A 15,014-nucleotide genomic window follows, 5' to 3' on the forward strand; every position below is an offset into this window, starting at 1 on the left:
CTCAGGTGCCGGCTCAGCGCTTCGTTGCCATGACTCCGCTTGTCGTCGGGGTTCGGGTGCGTGGGCATCCGCACGCGTGTTCGTGAGCGGTGCTCGCCGTCACGCTACCGCAGGAGTAGCCTCCCGCCAACGAGCAGGGGAGACACCATGCAGTTCCTCGTCAACGTCATCGACGACGGTCAGGCCGAGGCCGCCGGCCGCACCGAGTCCGGCACCCAGGCCGAGATGGACGCGGTGGACGCGTTCAACCGGGGGCTGGGCGACGCGATCCTCTTCGCCGCCGGGGTCTCCGCACCGTCGGACGGCATCGTGATCGACGGTCGCGGCGGCGATTCGCAGTCGACGCCGGGGCTGGTGTCCAGTGCAGCGGAGTTCGTCGCCGGGTTCTGGGTCATGGAGCTGCCGGATGCCGAGACCGCTCGGCGCGTGGCGACGGAGGCGTCGGCGGCGTGCAACCGGAAGATCGAGCTGCGGCCACTCCTCTGACCCGTGCTCCGGCGGCACCCGCGGCTGCACCGGCCGTCACCACGGCGCCGGCAGCGAACGTCGCGAGCGTGCCGACGGCACCGATGAGTCCTCCGGCCGCGGCCGCTCCGACGGCCTGGCCGAGGACGAGCGCCACGAACAGCATCGACGTGCCGGCGGACGCCCGCTCCGGAGCGATCTCGGTCGTCCAGGTGATCAGCGACCCGGTCGCCGCCGTGTAGCCCCAGCCGAACACCGCGCAGGCGAGCAGGGCGAGCGTCGTCGACTGCGGCGCGAGTCCGAGTGCGAGCACGGCGACCGCCACCGATCCGGCCGTGGCCGTCCACAGCGTGCGTGCGCGGAGGCCGCTCGTCCACCGCGCCGTGACGACCACGGCGGCACCGCCCAGTCCGAGCGCGATCCACGCGGACACCGACACGACGACCGGAGCGCCGGCCTCGACGAGTGCAGAGCGTCCGTACGTCCAGACGACGGCCGAGCCGGCGCCGAACAGCACGGCGAGGACGAGGACCCGGCGGTGCGCGACGAGCCACCGTCGGGCCGACGAGGGCGCCGGTGAGGGCGCGGGCGCGGGCGCGAGTGCGGGCGCGGGTGCGGGCGAGGGCGGGGCCGACGGCGCGCGGGTCGGGGTGTCACGAGTGTCGGATGTGCCGCGGGACGCACCGAGCAGGACGGCACCGACGACGATGGCGAACGCACCCGACCACGCCCACGCCGTCCGCCAGTCGGGCAGCAGGACGAGTGCGAGGACCCCGGCGGCGACGAGCCCCGGCCCGGTCCCCGCGTTGACGACCGCCTGCGCCCGGCCCTGCGCGGCGTCCGGGACCTGCCGCGCGACGAGTGCGACGAGCGCGGGCGAGGCGAGTCCGGCGGCTGCGGACCCGATCACCGACCACGCCCCGAACGCCGGCGGCCCGGCGGCGGTGGCCATCCCGAGCGCCCCGGCCCCGGCGACGAGGGCAGCGGCGGCGACGAGCACCCGGGGGACCCGAGCCGCCAGCAGGAGCCCGGCGACCGCTCCGACGCAGTACACGGCCGAGGCGCCCGACGAGATCCACCCCGCAGCGCCGGCTCCGAGTCCGAGGTCCCGCTGGACGTCCGGCAGGAACAGCCCGTACGCCAACCGCACCAGCCCGTAGGTCGCCGCGATCAGTCCCAGCCCGCTCGCGAGGAGGACACCCTGCCGAGACAAAAACGATCGTTTCACTTTTGAGAGCCTAGGGTGCTGGCATGGTCATGCGTCCAGGAACCGAGCAGAAGCTCCTCGACGCCGCCGAGGAACTCTTCTTCACCCGGGGCATCGCCGCGACGCCGATCGACGCCGTCCTCGAGCGCGCCGGTGTCTCGAGCGCCACGCTCTACCGCGGGTACGCGAGCAAGGAGGCCCTCGTCGCCGCCACACTCGAGCGACGGCACGACGACTGGCTGACGACGTGGGACCGCGCGCTCGTGTCGGCGGACGACGACCGAGGTCGCTTGCTCTCCGTGTTCGACGCGCTCGACGCCTACCGGGCAACACCGTCCGGGTCCCGGTGGTGCGCGTTCCTCGGCACCGCGGCCGAGTACGCGGACACCCCGAGCGAGGTCCGTGCAGTGCTCGACCTCGAGACGGCGACCCTTCGTACCCGACTCACCGCGCACGCCGCGGCCGTGCTCGACGCGCGGGAGGGACGCGCCGCCGCGCTCGCCGACCAGCTGGTGCTCGTCGTGTCGGGCTACCTCGCGATGCGCCTCCGCGACCCGGCGCTCGGCACCGAGACGGCCCGGGCGCTCGCCGGCGTCCTGGTCGACGTGGCCGGCGGCGACGACCCGGACCACGTCCTGCGCGTCCTCACACGAGACGACTCCGCTTGACAGGTGTTCCACCCGACGGGACTCGGTACCGTGCCCGGTGTGCAGCGACTCTCCTCGACGCTCGTGACGGAGCGCGTGACCCCCGACGGCACCGCCCCCCTCGCATGAGCGGGTCCCGCGCGGCGCGGATCACCCGCCGCTCACTGATCGGTGCCGGCGTCGCGGTCGTCGCCGCCGGAGCCGTCGGTGAGGCCGTCAACCTCCGCCTGCTCCCCGGCCGCTCGACGATGTACCGCGTGCTCGGACTCGACGGCCCGGCCGGCACCATCCCCGACGTCGACCCGGTGCCGACCATCTCGGGCAGCTTCACGTCGGCGTCCCGCGGAGGTCGTCAGGTCGGCTGGACGATCGCCGCACCGCCCGCGGAGGCCCCGCTGCCCGTGGTCGTCGCGCTGCACGGCTACGGCGACGACCACTCCGCGTTCTTCGGCGACTCGCTCGGCTACGACCGCTTCCTCGCCGCGCACGTCACCCACGGCGGCGCACCCTTCGCGATCGCGTCCGTCGACGGCGGCAACCGGTACTGGCACCGACGCGCCGACGGGGACGATCCCGCCGCGATGGTCGTCGACGAGTTCGTCCCGCTCCTCGCACGCAGCGGGTACGACACGTCGCGGCTCGGCTTCACCGGCTACTCGATGGGCGGGTACGGCGCACTGCACCTCGGAGGCGTCCTCGGAGAATCCCGCGTCCGGGTGGTCTCCGGGGTCAGCCCGGCGCTCTGGACGGCGGCCGGCGAAACCGCGCGGGGCGCCTTCGACGACGCGGCGGACTTCCGCGCGAACACCGTGCTCGGTCGGCAGCGCGCACTCGACGGCGTCGCGGTCCAGGTCGACTGCGGCACGGGTGACGGCTTCGAACCCGCCGTGCACACGTACGTCGACGGCTTCCCGAAGCGGCCGTCCAGCGGCTTCTCCGCCACGTTCTCGGCCGGCGGCCACACGCGCGCCTACTGGCGCCGGACGGCGCCGTCCCAGCTCGCGTTCCTGGCCCGCCACCTGCAATCCTGACCAGGGCACGGGCTCTGGCCTGGAGGCACGACCAGCGTCCGCCCGTCCGCCCACCCGACCCGCGCCTCCGGTCCGACCGCCGTCACCGAGTGTCAGACGCGCCCGCGGTTGCGCCGCCGGATCTCCTTCGGCGCGCGCCCGGCCATGAAGGACCGTGCGGGGTCGACGAGGAAGCCCTGTCGGAGGGCCTCTCGGCCGACGAGCATCCGGAAGCCCATCTGGTCGCGGTTGCTCAGGGTGACCTCGGCCTCGAACACACGGCCCGCCAGGGTCATCGTCGTGAGGACCACGATGCGCTCCTGGGTGTGGCCCGTCGAGCTACGGACGGTGCGTCGGTCGTGCACGGGGCACTCGATCGTGACCGCGTCCGCGTCGGTGTCCTGCCACGGGTGCACCGAGAACCGGACCCGGTCGCCGGGCAGTTCCTCGAGGTCGAACGCGTGCAGCGCCGAGCTGCGGGCACCGGTGTCGAGCTTCACCTTGATCCACGGGATGCCGAGGTCGGGCAGCCCAGCCCACTCCCGCCAGCCGGCGACGACGAGACCGCCGTCGGGGGACTTCGGAGCGCGGGCCATGTGCCCATCCTGTCGCATGCTTGGATGGAGCGTCGCCGTCGACACCTCCACCGCCCGTCCCCACAGCCCCGCGGAGCAGCACCGATGAAACTCGCCATCCTGTCGCGTGCCCCGCACGCGTACTCGACCGAGCGCCTCCGGGCGGCGGCGATCGACCGCGGGCACGAGGTGAAGGTCCTCAACACCCTGCGGTTCGCGATCGACCTGTCCGGCGAGGACCCCGACCTGCTCTACCGCGGCAAGCTCCTCAGCGACTACGACGCCGTCCTGCCCCGCATCGGCAACTCGATCACGTACTACGGCACCGCGGTGGTGCGGCAGTTCGAGCAGATGGACGTCTACACGCCGAACACGGCGACGGGCATCACGAACTCGCGCGACAAGCTCCGGGCGAACCAGATCCTGTCCCGGCACCACATCGGCATGCCGGCGACGACGTTCGTGAACAGCCGGGCCGACGTCCGCGGCGCGATCGAGCGCGTCGGCGGAGCACCCGTCGTCATCAAGCTGCTCGAGGGGACGCAGGGCATCGGCGTGATCCTGGCGCCGGAGGAGAAGGTCGCCGAGTCGATCGTCGAGACCCTGCACTCGACGAAGCAGAACGTCCTCATCCAGTCCTTCATCTCGGAGAGCCGTGGCAGGGACATCCGCGCCCTCGTCGTCGGCGACCGGGTGGTCGCGGCGATGCGTCGGAGTGCCTCCGGGGACGAGTTCCGGTCGAACGTGCACCGCGGCGGGACGGTCGAGAAGGTCACGCTGACACCCGAGTACGAGGAGGCGGCTGTCCGCTCCGCGCAGATCATGGGCCTGCGCGTCGCGGGCGTCGACATGCTCGAGGGCAACGACGGGCCCCTCGTGATGGAGGTCAACTCGTCCCCCGGGCTCGAGGGCATCGAGCGCGCCACCGGCCTCGACGTCGCGGGGGCGATCATCGACTTCATCGGCAACCAGGTCGCGTTCCCGGAGATCGACGTCCGGCAGCGGCTGACGGTCTCGACGGGCTACGGCGTCGCCGAACTCCTCGTGCACACCAACGCGGACCTGGTCGGGAAGACGATCAAGGAGTCCGGGCTGTGGGACCGGGACATCACCGTCCTGACCCTGCACCGGGGCGCGACCGTGATCCCGAACCCCCGCAGCGGCGTCGAGCTGCAGGCCAGCGACCGGCTGCTGTGCTTCGGCAAGCTCGAGGAGATGCGGTCGATGGTGCCGGACCGTCGACGTCGCCGGAGCAAGGTCCGGAAGCTCCCGAAGGACGCCTGACACCGCCGGTCCAGCAGTCCCGGATCGCGCTTCCAGGCTGGATGGGGAAGTATGTATCGGTGACGATCATGACGGAACGGCCGGTGGACCAGGCGACGAGCAGCGATGCGGAGCAGCCCGGCAACGCCACGGCGAAGCACCAGAACGTGTCGCTGCTGTCCGTGGCGACGACCACGGCCGACCGCGTGACGACCTCTGCGGACATCGAAGCTCGACTCCGCGGGGTGCTCCGACGGCTCCGGTTGCCGATGGGTCTGCTCGAACGCGTCGCCGGTGTCACCGAGCGCCGCAACTGGGGCGAGGGCCAGACCTTCCAGGACGCCGCGATCGACGCGGGCCGCCGTGCGATGGCCGAGGCCGGGGTCCGCCCCGAGGACATCGGGCTCCTCATCAACACCTCGGTGACCCGCCCGCACCTCGAGCCGTCGGTCGCCGTGCGCCTGCACCACGGCCTCGGGCTGCCGTCGTCCGCGATCAACTTCGACATCGCGAACGCGTGCCTCGGGTTCGTCAACGCGATGAGCGTCGCCGCGGGCATGATCGACTCCGGCCAGATCAAGTACGCGCTGGTGGTGGACGGCGAGGACGCCGACCAGGTCCAGCTCAACACGATCGACCGCCTCAACCAGGGCGGCCGGAACCGCAAGGACTTCATGAGCGAGTTCGCGAGCCTGACCCTCGGGTCCGGGGCCGCGGCCGCCGTGCTCGGCCCGTCCGACGTCCACCCGGAGGGGCACCGCATCGTCGGCGGCGTCACCCGGGCTGCGACGCAGTGGTACGACCTCTGCGTCGGCAGCGTCGACGGCATGTTCACCGACGCGAAGATGCTGCTGAAGGGCGGCATGGAGCTCGTCGTCGCCGCCTGGAACGAGGCCCGTGCGCACTTCGACTGGGCCGACATGGACCGGTACGTGCTGCACCAGGTCTCCGACGTGCACACGAACGCCTTCGTCGAGGCGATCGGCATCCCGCGCGACAAGGTCCCGACGACGTACCAGCGGTTCGGCAACGTCGGCCCCGCATCGATCCCGATCACCCTCGCGGACGAGGTCGCCCGAGGCGGCATCACCCGCGGCGACCGGGTGTTCCTGGGCGGTGTGGGTTCCGGCATCAACACGGCGATGATGGAACTGCGCTGGTGAGGTCCGGCCTCCCGCGCGTCGCCGCCGCGAAGGCTCCGGCGACGCTCCCGCCGCCCCTGCCCGGAATCGACCCCGCGTGGTCGCGTCTCGTGACCGTGCCCGGTCAGGCGGGTGGCGGACCCGGAGGCACGGATCGCCCCGAGCGCACGTGGCACCTCCTCGACACGGCCGGGTCCCTGGCCGCGCTCGGCGCCGAACCGGTCGGCACGATCCTCTGCGTGCACGGCAACCCGACCTGGTCGTACCTGTGGCGTTCGGTCGCCGCGCGGACGCTCGAGGTCGCCCGCGCCGGTGGTCCCGCGTGGCGCGTCGTCGCGGTCGACCAGCTCGACATGGGCTTCTCGGAGCGGACCGGGCAGCAGCACGGGCTCGCCGACCGCGTGCGGGACCTCGGCTTCCTCACCGACGAACTCGGACTCCACGGTCCGGTGGTCAGCCTCGGGCACGACTGGGGCGGCGTGGTCTCCCTCGGCTGGGCGGTCGACCACCCGGACCTCGTGGTGGCGGTCACGACGTGCAACACGGCCGTGCACCAGCCCGACGACGCCCCGATCCCGGCGCCGTTGCGGCTCGCACTCCGTCCAGAACTCCTCGGTCGTGCGACCGTCCTGACGCCGGCGTTCCTCGAGACGACCCTGGCGATCGCGCACCCGCGCCTCGACCGGGCGACCGCCGACGCGTACCGGGCGCCGTACCGCGGTGCCGCTCGTCGCGGCGGGATCGGTGGCTTCGTCGCCGACATCCCCGTCGACGCCGGCCACCCGAGCGCGCCCGAACTCGACCGGATCGCGGCCGGGGTGGCAGCGCTCGACGTCCCCGCGCTCATCATGTGGGGTCCTCGCGACCCGGTGTTCCTGGAGCGCTACCTCGACGACCTGGTCGAGCGGCTCCCGCAGGCCGACGTCCACCGCTTCGAGGGCGCCGGGCACCTGCTGCCGGACGACGCGGACGTCGCCGGGACGGTCCTCGACTGGCTGGGCGACCACCTGCCGGACGGGTACGCTCCCGCGGGAGCCGAGCCGCGCCTCCCGGCCGCCGCCGACCACGAGCCGGACGTGCGCCGCCCGCTGTGGGCCGCACTCGACGACCTGCGCGAGCGCGACGACCCCGCGCTCGTCGAGATGGCCGCCGCCGGAGGCCCCCGCACCGTCACGTGGCGTCTGCTCGCCCGCCGTGTCGAGGAGATCGCGACCGGACTCGTCGACCTCGGCGTCCGACCGGGCGATCGCGTCTCGCTCCTCGTGACGCCCGGAGCCGACCTGACCGCGGTTCTCTACGCCTGCGTCCGCGTCGGCGCGGTCGTCGTCGTCGCCGATGCCGGACTCGGTCTCGGCGGGTTGACCCGCGCCGTCCGCGGTGCCCGACCCGACTGGATCATCGGCGCGCTGCCCGGTCTCGGGGCCGCGCGCGCCCTCGGATGGCCCGGGCGCCGGATCTCGACCGTCTCGCTGCCCGGTCCCGCCCGTCGCGCGCTCCGGGTCGAGCACACGCTCACCGAGGTCGCCCGCCTCGGCCGACAGCGTCTCGCAGCGGGCACCACGCTCCCGGATGCTCCGTCGCCGGACGCACCGGCAGCCGTGCTGTTCACCTCCGGGTCGACCGGTCCGGCCAAGGGGGTCGTGTACACGCACGGCCAGCTCGGCGCCGTCCGCGACGCCCTCGCCACCCAGTACGACGTCGGGGTCGGCACCGGACTCGTCGCCGGGTTCGCACCGTTCGCCCTGCTCGGCCCCGCGCTCGGCGCCCGGTCGGTGGCGCCGGACATGGACGTCACCGCACCCCGGACCCTCACCGCGCAGGCTGTCGCCGCCTCGGTGGCCGCGGCCGACGCGACCGTGGTCTTCCTGTCGCCCGCGGCGATCGCGAACGTCGTCGCGACGGCGTCCGCGCTGACCCCGGCGGACCGGGCGGCGCTCGGCCGGGTCCGCCTGTTCCTGTCGGCGGGTGCGCCCGTGTCGGCGGCGCTGCTGACCGCGGCCACCGAGCTGATGCCCAACGCCAGCGCGCACACCCCCTACGGCATGACCGAGGGGCTGCTCATGACGGACGTCGACCTCGACGGCGTCCGGGCTGCGGCCGACTCGGACGACGACGGCATCTGCGTCGGCGTCCCGGCGGCGAGCGTCCGGGTGCGCATCGCGCCGCTCGACGATGCCGGGGCGCCGACCGGAGCCCTGACGGACGCGGCGGGTGTGACGGGCGAGATCGTCGTCGCGGCGCCGCACGTGCGGGACCACTACGACCGGCTGTGGCGGACGAACCGGGTGTCCCGGCTCGGCGTGGACGACCCGCGTGGCCACCGCACCGGCGACGTCGGCCACCTCGACGCCTCCGGACGGCTCTGGGTCGAGGGGCGCCTGCAGCACGTCGTCACCACACCGTCCGGGGTCGTCACGCCGGTCGGGCCGGAGCAGCGCATCGAACGAGTCGACGGCGTCGGCCGGGCGGGCATCGCCGGCATCGGCCCGAGCGGGACGCAGCAGGTCGTCGCCGTCGTCGAGACGACCGGGCCGCGTCGTGCTCGTCGTCCTGCCCTCGCCACGCCCGCACTCGCCGCGGCCGTCCGGGCAGCCGCCGGAGTGCCGCTCGCCGCAGTCCTCACCGTGCCCGTCCTGCCGACCGACATCCGGCACAACTCGAAGGTCGACCGCGCCCGGCTGGCTCGCTGGGCGACCTCGGTGCTGTCCGGCGGGCGGATGGTCCGCCCGTGAGGGTGCTGGTCACCGGCGCGAGCGGGTTCCTCGGACAGGCGACGGCCGCTGCCGTGCGGGACGCCGGCCACGAGGTCCGGACGTTCCAGCGCCGACCGTCCGGCGTGCCCGGGGTCTCGGACGTCCTCGGCTCGATGACCGACCCCGATGCGCTCGCCCGTGCCGTCGACGGCGTCGAGGCCGTCGTGCACCTCGCCGCGAAGGTGTCCCTCGCCGGTGATCCGGCCGACTTCGTCCGCGTGAACGTCGACGGGACCCGGGCACTCGTCGACGCCGCCCGTGCCGCCGGTGTCCGTCGGTTCGTGTTCGTGTCGTCGCCCTCGGTCGCCCACACCGGGTCGTCCCTGGTCGGCGCGGGTGCCGGTCCGGCCGAGCCCGAGCGTGCACGCGGTGACTACGCCCGCACGAAGGCCGCAGCAGAGCTGATCGCACTCGGTGCCGATGCCCCCGACTTCGCGGTCGTCGCGATCCGCCCGCACCTGGTGTGGGGGCCCGGCGACACGCAGCTGGTCGGACGGATCGTCGACCGCGCCCGGACCGGTCGCCTGCCGTTGCTCGACTCCGGGGCCGCGCTCATCGACACGCTCTACGTCGACAACGCGGCGTCGGCGATGGTCGCTGCGCTGGAGCACGCCGCCGACGAGGGGGTGCACGGGAACGCGTACGTCGTCACCAACGGGGAACCGCGGCCGGTCGCGGACCTGCTCGCCGGCATCTGCACCGCGTCGGGCGTGCCGGCGCCGCGGCTGCACGTGCCGGCCGGGGTCGCCCGCGCTGCTGGTTCCCTGGTCGAGGCCGTGTGGCGGGTGCGTCCGGGCGAGGACGAGCCGCCGATGACGCGGTTCCTCGCGGAGCAGCTGTCCACGGCGCACTGGTTCGACCAGCGCCGGACCCGTCGGGACCTGCAGTGGGCGCCGGCGGTGTCGATCGACGAGGGCCTCGAGCGCCTGGCGGCCGCCGCGCGCTGACGCGCGCGCTCCGGCGGGCGCCGCGCGCGCTCCGGCGGGCGCCGCCTGCGCTCCCGCTGTCGCCGCGTGCGCTCCGCCGGGCCCGAGTCTCGCGCTTACCGACAGTTCTCGGGCGATCGGACGCGAGAGGTGTCGCTCACGCCGAGACTCGGGCCAGCCCAGGCGCTCGCGGCCCAGGCGCGCGGGTGGCGGGGGTCAGGCCTGGTCGGCCGCCACGTAGACCCAGGCGGTCCAGCCGGAGGTCAGCGTGACCCGGATGCGCTGGTAGTCGGCGACCTCGTAGCGATCGGCGGCACTGAGCTGCCACGGGTGGTCGAGCGTCAGCGCGGAGCCCTCGACGACGTCCTCGGGCGTACCCCGGCGGAGGATCGGGTGCCGGTCGGACCCGCTCGTCCGGATCACGTCCGGGTCGGTGATCGTCACCCACTCGAGCCGCCACCCGGGCAGGGCATCGGGGGTGGTCGGAACGTGGCCGCCGAAGAGCTCCTCCTGCACGAGCGGCTGGCGCAGCGTGCCGTACGAGAACACCCGCTGCACGGTGCCGGGCACCGGAACTCCGGTGGGGAGCACCGGCTTCGGCGCGAGCGTCGGGGTCGCCGTCCACACGAGGGCGCCCGTGAGGCCCGTCAACCCGAGGTGGAGCAGCCCGAAGAGGACGAGCACCCCACCCCAGCCGGCACCGGAGAACCCGAGCACGACGACGCCGAGGACGAGGCAGACCACCGCGAAGGCACCGAGACCGATGACCCACCGCTGGCCGGGGGAGAGACGCTGCACGGAGCGAGAGTAGCGGACCGGAGGCACGCCCCACGCGAGCCGATCGGCTCAGGTGGGGCGTGCCTCCAGTCCCGTCGCGGACGTCAGCCGTGCAGCCCGGCGGCCTTCGCGATCTTCTTGCCGAGCTTCTTGCGTCCCTTGCGGGCCCGCGGGTCGTTCCAGATCTTCCGGGCGGTGTCGGCCTTGGACGTCTTGATCACGGGACGGTTGGCACGCGAGCCGAACCAGAAGCCGATGAGGACGATCGCGCCGATCACGATGATGCGGTTGCGCATGTGGAGCTCCTTCGTAGGTGGTGCACGGGGTCGGTCTCAGCCGGTGAAGCGGTTCCAGAGCTCGGTGACGATCGGCCAGACGTCGCCGGCACGGTCGGCGGACCCGACGGCCACGAGGACGACGGGGAAGACCGTCACGGCGATGCTCACCAGCACGGCGAGCACGACCGCGAACGTCGCCGTTGCGGTGTGCCGGCGGGTGAACGCGAGGACGAGCAGCGCGAGGACCACCAGTGCACCGAGCAGGCTGACGAGGGCGACCCGGACGAACGGGAACGGGACGAGTCCCGCGGTGGTCGCGGTGACGCCGCCGAGGAACCCGACGAGCGGCAGGAACGCGCCGAGTGCGGTGCCGAGGACGAGCACGACGCCGATGCCGCTCGCGACCCAGACGCCGCGGGGCCGGGGGCGGCGGACGCGGGTCCGACGGCTCCCGGACCAGGCGGTGGTCACGGCTGCTCCGGACGGTGCTGCGAGGCGTCCGCTGCGGCGTCAACGGCGTCGCCCGCGGCGTCGGCGGCGTCGCTCGCTGCGTCGGCGGCGTCGCCAGCGGCGTCGGCTGCTGCGGCTGCCCGGTCTGCGGGCGTCGCGTCACGCACGGACTCCACGGTGTCGGCAGCACGCTGGCGCGTGCTCTCGGCCGCGTCGACCACGACGTCCCGTGCCTGCTCGGCCGCGTCCTTCGCCGACGATGCGGCGTCGGCAGCCTGCTCGGACGCGCGGGCGAGCGAATCGGCGGCGGTGTCCCGGATGCGCTCGGCGGTGTCCGTCGTGGCCTCGACGGCACGCTTGGTGGTCTCGGCCGTCGCATCGGCGGCCCGCTTCGTGGCGTCGGCAGTGGTGTCGGCGGCGCGCTTCGTGGCGTCGGCCGTCGCGTCCGCAGCGCGCTTCGTCACGTCAGCCGTCGCCGCAGCGGCCCGCTTGGTCGCGTCCGCCGTGGTCGCAGTGGCCTGCTGGACGGCCTCGCCGGTGGTCTCGGCAGCGTGCTTGACGGCGTCCGTCGCGGCCTCGGTCGCCCGGCCGAGGGGCGACTGCTCCTCGTCGAACGGACCGTGCACGTCGAGCACACGGACGTCGACGGACGCCGGGAGGTCCGACAGCTGACCGGTCGCCGCGGTCACCTGCTTGCGGACCTCCTCCGCGACCTCGAGGACGGGCCGCGGGTAGCTGACGACGATCGCGACCTGCACGCCGAGCGCGCCGTCGTCCTCGTCGACCTGCACCCCGGCGGTGCCGGCGCTCCGGCCGAGCTGCTTCCGCAGCTGGTCGGCGGCGCGGGCGGCGATCCCGCCGAGGTGGTGCACGCCGGGCACGCCCAGCGCGGTCTCGGCTGCGGTCCGCGCCACGATCGTCGCGGTGCTCGCGCCGTCGGGCAGCGGCTCCGTGAGCTCCGCGGGCAGGGGCACCGTGGCCACCTGCGTGTGCGCGTTCGGGTCGTGCTGCATGGTTCCTCCTCGTTCGGGTTCCGCCGGAACGCATCGGGGCACCCGACTCGCGGGTGCCCCGACACGGTTCGTGCGACCTACTTCTTGAAGACGTCCTTGACGTCCTCGCCGGTCTGCTTGACGCTCGCGGCGGCCTGGTCCTTCTTGCCCTCGGCGACCTTCTGGTCGTCGTTGGTGACGTTGCCGATGGCCTCCTTCGCCTTGCCGGCGAGGTCCTGGGCAGCGTTCTTGATCTTGTCGTCGAGTCCCATGACGGGTCCTTTCGTGGAGCGGGCGCGTGCCCGGTGGATGGTGGTGGTGGGTGGGCCTGGAGGCCCGGGGTTGCGTCCGGCAGACGGGTGTCAGCGGACGCGGGTCGACTTCGCCAGGGCGGAGCGGGTACCGCCGGTGAGGTGCACGAGCACCGGCACCTGACGGCCGAGGGTGCGGTCGAGGACCGCGACGGCGCGGTCGACGGCGTCGAGGACGGTGACCGCGTCACCGCCGCGTCGCACGGCGACCCGGATCCGGGCGGCGCGCTGCCGCCGGACGATGTAGGTGTCGACCCGGGAGCCGACGACGTCGCGGACACCGGAGAGCTCGTGGTCGACGACGTCGCGGACGAGGGCGACGTTCACCGTGACGGCGTCGTCGCCGGAGCGCTCCCGGACGGCGACGGACGTCCCGCCGCCACCGCGGGTGAACACCCACACGAGGGCGAGCACGATCACGACGGCGCAGGCACCGGCGACGATCCACAGGGACGACGCGGGGACGTCGAGGCTGCGGGGGAGGTCGACGTACGAGGAGGTCGCGTCCCGGACGGCGGGCAGGACGCCCGCGCCGATGACGACGCCCACCACGACGGCGACGAGGCCGAGGACGAGGAGGATGATCCGGTTGAGGGTCCGGTTGCTCTTGGTCATGCGAGTGTTCCCTTCTCCTCGACCCGGACGCGGACGCTCCGGCCGAATCGCTCGTCGAGCCCGACGAGACGGTCACGGACGGCGTCCCGCACGACGGCCTCGTCGACCGGCACACCGGTGACGGGGACCACGCGGACCTCAGTCCGACGGCCGCGGGCGGTCGCGGAGGCGTTGCCCTCCGGGACCCCGGCGGCCATGCCGGCGGCGTTCGCTGCGGTGGAGGCCACGATCCGGGTGTCGATGATCACGGCACCCCGCTCGTGCTCCACGACGGAGCGGTGCTGGCGGCCGGGCTTCAGGGCGAGGACGATCAGCACCACGCCGAGGACGACGAGCACCACGGCCACGACCTCGGCGATCGTGGTGAACGCCGCGTCGGGTCGGAGTGCGGCGTCGACCGCGGTCTGGGGGTCGGCGACCAGCGGAGGTCGTCCGATCGCGCGGAGGACCGACTCGGTGCCGATCCAGGCCGCGACGAGGACGAGGACCACGAGCGCCACCGTCACGGCGGTCGACCGGGAGCGGTGCACGCTCCGGCGACGGATGCGTCGTTCGACGGAACCGTTGCTCATGCTGTCCTCCTAGCGGGTGCGGGACTCGTGCTCGCGCACGATCCCGGTGAGTTCGATGTGGGCACTGCCGACGCGGCGGCCGGTGAGGTCGCCCACGCGGCCCTTGACCTCCTCGGCGACCCGGGTGGAGCGGCCGACGATGTCGTCGCCCGCCGCGATCGGGCCGGTGATGTCGAGGGAGAGTGCGCCGGACGCGTCGCCGAGTCCGACCCGCACCCGCTTGGCGGGGGCGCCGAGCCGTTCGGCTGCGACGGCCCGCGCCAGCGAGGTCAGCGCGCGAGCAGTGATCTCGACGCGGCCCGGGACGTCCGGGCCGGCGTTCACCGGGAGCTCCGGCGCCCGGTCAGCACGTCGGCGAGGGCACCGCGGTCGATGCGGCCCGTCACGAGCGCGGCCACGAGGGCCCCGACCGCGCCGAACACGACCACGAGCACGAAGCCCCAGAAGCCGAACTGCAGTGCGACGACCGCGAGGACGGCGCCGATGAGGGCGCCCATCAGTGTGTTGCTCATGCGACTCGCGCTTCCTTCTTCTCGTCGTCGTTGTCGTCGTCGTCGCCCGGGATGTAGACGTCCTGGACGGTCACGTTGACCTCGGCGACCTCCATGCCGACGATCTGCTCGAGCGCGCGGGCCACGCCGGCGCGGACGCCGTCGGCGACCTGCTGGAGCGCCACCGGGTACTCGGCGACGATCACGATGTCGGCCGCGACCTGCTTCTCGCCGACCTCGACCTTGACGCCCTGACCGAAGTCGCGCTGGCCGATCGCGTCGCGGATGGCGCCGATCGCGCGGGCCGCGCCGTTGCCGAGCGAGTGCACGCCGTTGACCTCGCGGGCGGCGATGCCGGCGACCTTCGACACGACGGTGTCGTCGATCACGGTCTTGCCCGTGACGCCGGTGGCGCCCGAGTGGGTGCCGGTGCTGCGCGTCGCCGCCGAGGCGGTGGTGGCCGGGGTGGTGGTCGTGGTGTCAGCCATCTGGGTTTCCTTCCGATCGTCCCGCCGGGCGTTCCCAGCGGTTGCTGTTCAC

The 15,014-nt window shown here is 73.7% G+C and carries 19 protein-coding genes; 7 read left to right on the forward strand and 12 right to left on the reverse strand.

Annotation, left to right across the window (positions count from 1 at the left end; genetic code table 11):
- The first annotated feature begins 147 nt into the window (after positions 1-147).
- The gene (locus tag BLT36_RS09945) at positions 148-486 is read left to right on the forward strand and encodes a YciI family protein (protein ID WP_092094786.1); all 339 of its coding nucleotides are present in this window, start codon (positions 148-150) and stop codon (positions 484-486) included.
- Here the strand turns inward: BLT36_RS09945 and BLT36_RS09950 are convergent.
- Complete coding sequence (locus BLT36_RS09950) at positions 392-1,693, reverse strand: MFS transporter (RefSeq protein WP_092094788.1); 1,302 nt, start codon at positions 1,691-1,693, stop codon at positions 392-394. The two genes, BLT36_RS09945 and BLT36_RS09950, sit on opposite strands and share 95 nt — an antisense overlap.
- Before the next feature lie 23 nt (positions 1,694-1,716).
- On the opposite strand from BLT36_RS09950, the gene BLT36_RS09955 reads away from it, so the two are divergent.
- Positions 1,717-2,340: a TetR/AcrR family transcriptional regulator gene (locus tag BLT36_RS09955; RefSeq protein WP_092094790.1), complete on the forward strand. Its 624-nt coding sequence runs from the start codon at positions 1,717-1,719 to the stop codon at positions 2,338-2,340.
- Between the two features lie 104 nt (positions 2,341-2,444).
- Positions 2,445-3,350: an alpha/beta hydrolase gene (locus BLT36_RS09960; RefSeq protein WP_092094792.1), complete on the forward strand. Its 906-nt coding sequence runs from the start codon at positions 2,445-2,447 to the stop codon at positions 3,348-3,350.
- Positions 3,351-3,442: 92 nt separating this feature from the next.
- On the opposite strand, the gene BLT36_RS09965 is transcribed toward BLT36_RS09960, so the two are convergent.
- Positions 3,443-3,925 (reverse strand): ATP-dependent zinc protease family protein, encoded by a 483-nt coding sequence (locus BLT36_RS09965; RefSeq protein WP_092094794.1) that lies wholly within the window; start codon positions 3,923-3,925, stop codon positions 3,443-3,445.
- An 84-nt stretch (positions 3,926-4,009) separates the two neighbouring features.
- On the opposite strand from BLT36_RS09965, the gene rimK reads away from it, so the two are divergent.
- The 4 genes from rimK (at position 4,010) to BLT36_RS09985 (ending at position 10,009) form a co-directional block, all read left to right on the forward strand.
- Entirely contained in the window at positions 4,010-5,188 is a 1,179-nt protein-coding gene (gene rimK, locus BLT36_RS09970; RefSeq protein ID WP_092094796.1) for a 30S ribosomal protein S6--L-glutamate ligase, read from the forward strand.
- Between the two features lie 68 nt (positions 5,189-5,256).
- Entirely contained in the window at positions 5,257-6,330 is a 1,074-nt protein-coding gene (locus tag BLT36_RS09975; RefSeq protein ID WP_092095750.1) for a 3-oxoacyl-ACP synthase III, read from the forward strand.
- Complete coding sequence (locus tag BLT36_RS09980; protein WP_092094798.1) at positions 6,327-9,041, forward strand: alpha/beta fold hydrolase; 2,715 nt, start codon at positions 6,327-6,329, stop codon at positions 9,039-9,041. The genes BLT36_RS09975 and BLT36_RS09980 overlap by 4 nt, the downstream gene beginning before the upstream one ends.
- Positions 9,038-10,009 carry an NAD-dependent epimerase/dehydratase family protein gene (locus BLT36_RS09985; RefSeq protein WP_092094800.1) on the forward strand — a complete coding sequence of 324 codons (972 nt, stop codon included), beginning with the start codon at positions 9,038-9,040 and terminating at the stop codon, positions 10,007-10,009. Before BLT36_RS09980 ends, BLT36_RS09985 begins: the two co-directional genes overlap by 4 nt.
- 195 nt (positions 10,010-10,204) lie before the next feature.
- Here the strand turns inward: BLT36_RS09985 and BLT36_RS19025 are convergent, their stop codons facing one another.
- The 10 genes from BLT36_RS19025 to BLT36_RS10035 form a co-directional block, all read right to left on the reverse strand.
- Entirely contained in the window at positions 10,205-10,786 is a 582-nt protein-coding gene (locus tag BLT36_RS19025) for a gamma-glutamylcyclotransferase family protein (RefSeq protein ID WP_254787549.1), read from the reverse strand.
- A gap of 83 nt (positions 10,787-10,869) precedes the next feature.
- Positions 10,870-11,061 carry a hypothetical protein gene (locus BLT36_RS09995; protein ID WP_092094802.1) on the reverse strand — a complete coding sequence of 64 codons (192 nt, stop codon included), beginning with the start codon at positions 11,059-11,061 and terminating at the stop codon, positions 10,870-10,872.
- A 36-nt stretch (positions 11,062-11,097) separates the two neighbouring features.
- Entirely contained in the window at positions 11,098-11,514 is a 417-nt protein-coding gene (locus BLT36_RS10000; RefSeq protein ID WP_092094804.1) for an MFS transporter permease, read from the reverse strand.
- Complete coding sequence (locus BLT36_RS10005; protein ID WP_092094806.1) at positions 11,511-12,506, reverse strand: Asp23/Gls24 family envelope stress response protein; 996 nt, start codon at positions 12,504-12,506, stop codon at positions 11,511-11,513. Before BLT36_RS10005 ends, BLT36_RS10000 begins: the two co-directional genes overlap by 4 nt.
- A gap of 77 nt (positions 12,507-12,583) precedes the next feature.
- On the reverse strand, positions 12,584-12,757 hold the full coding sequence (locus BLT36_RS10010) for a CsbD family protein (RefSeq protein WP_092094808.1): 174 nt from the start codon (positions 12,755-12,757) through the stop codon (positions 12,584-12,586).
- A gap of 90 nt (positions 12,758-12,847) precedes the next feature.
- Entirely contained in the window at positions 12,848-13,411 is a 564-nt protein-coding gene (locus tag BLT36_RS10015) for a hypothetical protein (RefSeq protein ID WP_092094810.1), read from the reverse strand.
- Positions 13,408-13,983 carry a DUF6286 domain-containing protein gene (locus BLT36_RS10020; protein ID WP_092094812.1) on the reverse strand — a complete coding sequence of 192 codons (576 nt, stop codon included), beginning with the start codon at positions 13,981-13,983 and terminating at the stop codon, positions 13,408-13,410. Before BLT36_RS10020 ends, BLT36_RS10015 begins: the two co-directional genes overlap by 4 nt.
- A 9-nt stretch (positions 13,984-13,992) precedes the next feature.
- A complete protein-coding gene (locus BLT36_RS10025; RefSeq protein WP_092094814.1) occupies positions 13,993-14,307 on the reverse strand; it encodes a hypothetical protein in 315 nt (104 codons plus the stop codon).
- Positions 14,304-14,495 (reverse strand): DUF2273 domain-containing protein, encoded by a 192-nt coding sequence (locus BLT36_RS10030; protein WP_071291129.1) that lies wholly within the window; start codon positions 14,493-14,495, stop codon positions 14,304-14,306. Before BLT36_RS10030 ends, BLT36_RS10025 begins: the two co-directional genes overlap by 4 nt.
- Complete coding sequence (locus BLT36_RS10035; protein WP_092094816.1) at positions 14,492-14,962, reverse strand: Asp23/Gls24 family envelope stress response protein; 471 nt, start codon at positions 14,960-14,962, stop codon at positions 14,492-14,494. The genes BLT36_RS10030 and BLT36_RS10035 overlap by 4 nt, the downstream gene beginning before the upstream one ends.
- Between the last annotated feature and the right edge of the window lie 52 nt (positions 14,963-15,014).

It is taken from the genome of Curtobacterium sp. UNCCL20, from assembly GCF_900101675.1.
GTDB lineage: Bacteria > Actinomycetota > Actinomycetes > Actinomycetales > Microbacteriaceae > Curtobacterium.

Excerpts from the sequence above, each read along its gene's own strand:
- BLT36_RS09945 (WP_092094786.1), top strand. The coding sequence starts at position 148 with ATGCAGTTCCTCGTCAACGTCATCGACGACGGTCAGGCCGAGGCCGCC.
- BLT36_RS09955 (WP_092094790.1), top strand. The coding sequence starts at position 1,717 with ATGGTCATGCGTCCAGGAACCGAGCAGAAGCTCCTCGACGCCGCCGAG.
- BLT36_RS09960 (WP_092094792.1), top strand. The coding sequence starts at position 2,445 with ATGAGCGGGTCCCGCGCGGCGCGGATCACCCGCCGCTCACTGATCGGT.
- BLT36_RS09965 (WP_092094794.1), bottom strand. The coding sequence starts at position 3,925 with ATGGCCCGCGCTCCGAAGTCCCCCGACGGCGGTCTCGTCGTCGCCGGC.
- rimK (WP_092094796.1), top strand. The coding sequence starts at position 4,010 with ATGAAACTCGCCATCCTGTCGCGTGCCCCGCACGCGTACTCGACCGAG.
- BLT36_RS09975 (WP_092095750.1), top strand. The coding sequence starts at position 5,257 with ATGACGGAACGGCCGGTGGACCAGGCGACGAGCAGCGATGCGGAGCAG.
- BLT36_RS09995 (WP_092094802.1), bottom strand. The coding sequence starts at position 11,061 with ATGCGCAACCGCATCATCGTGATCGGCGCGATCGTCCTCATCGGCTTC.
- BLT36_RS10005 (WP_092094806.1), bottom strand. The coding sequence starts at position 12,506 with ATGCAGCACGACCCGAACGCGCACACGCAGGTGGCCACGGTGCCCCTG.
- BLT36_RS10010 (WP_092094808.1), bottom strand. The coding sequence starts at position 12,757 with ATGGGACTCGACGACAAGATCAAGAACGCTGCCCAGGACCTCGCCGGC.
- BLT36_RS10015 (WP_092094810.1), bottom strand. The coding sequence starts at position 13,411 with ATGACCAAGAGCAACCGGACCCTCAACCGGATCATCCTCCTCGTCCTC.
- BLT36_RS10020 (WP_092094812.1), bottom strand. The coding sequence starts at position 13,983 with ATGAGCAACGGTTCCGTCGAACGACGCATCCGTCGCCGGAGCGTGCAC.
- BLT36_RS10030 (WP_071291129.1), bottom strand. The coding sequence starts at position 14,495 with ATGAGCAACACACTGATGGGCGCCCTCATCGGCGCCGTCCTCGCGGTC.
- BLT36_RS10035 (WP_092094816.1), bottom strand. The coding sequence starts at position 14,962 with ATGGCTGACACCACGACCACCACCCCGGCCACCACCGCCTCGGCGGCG.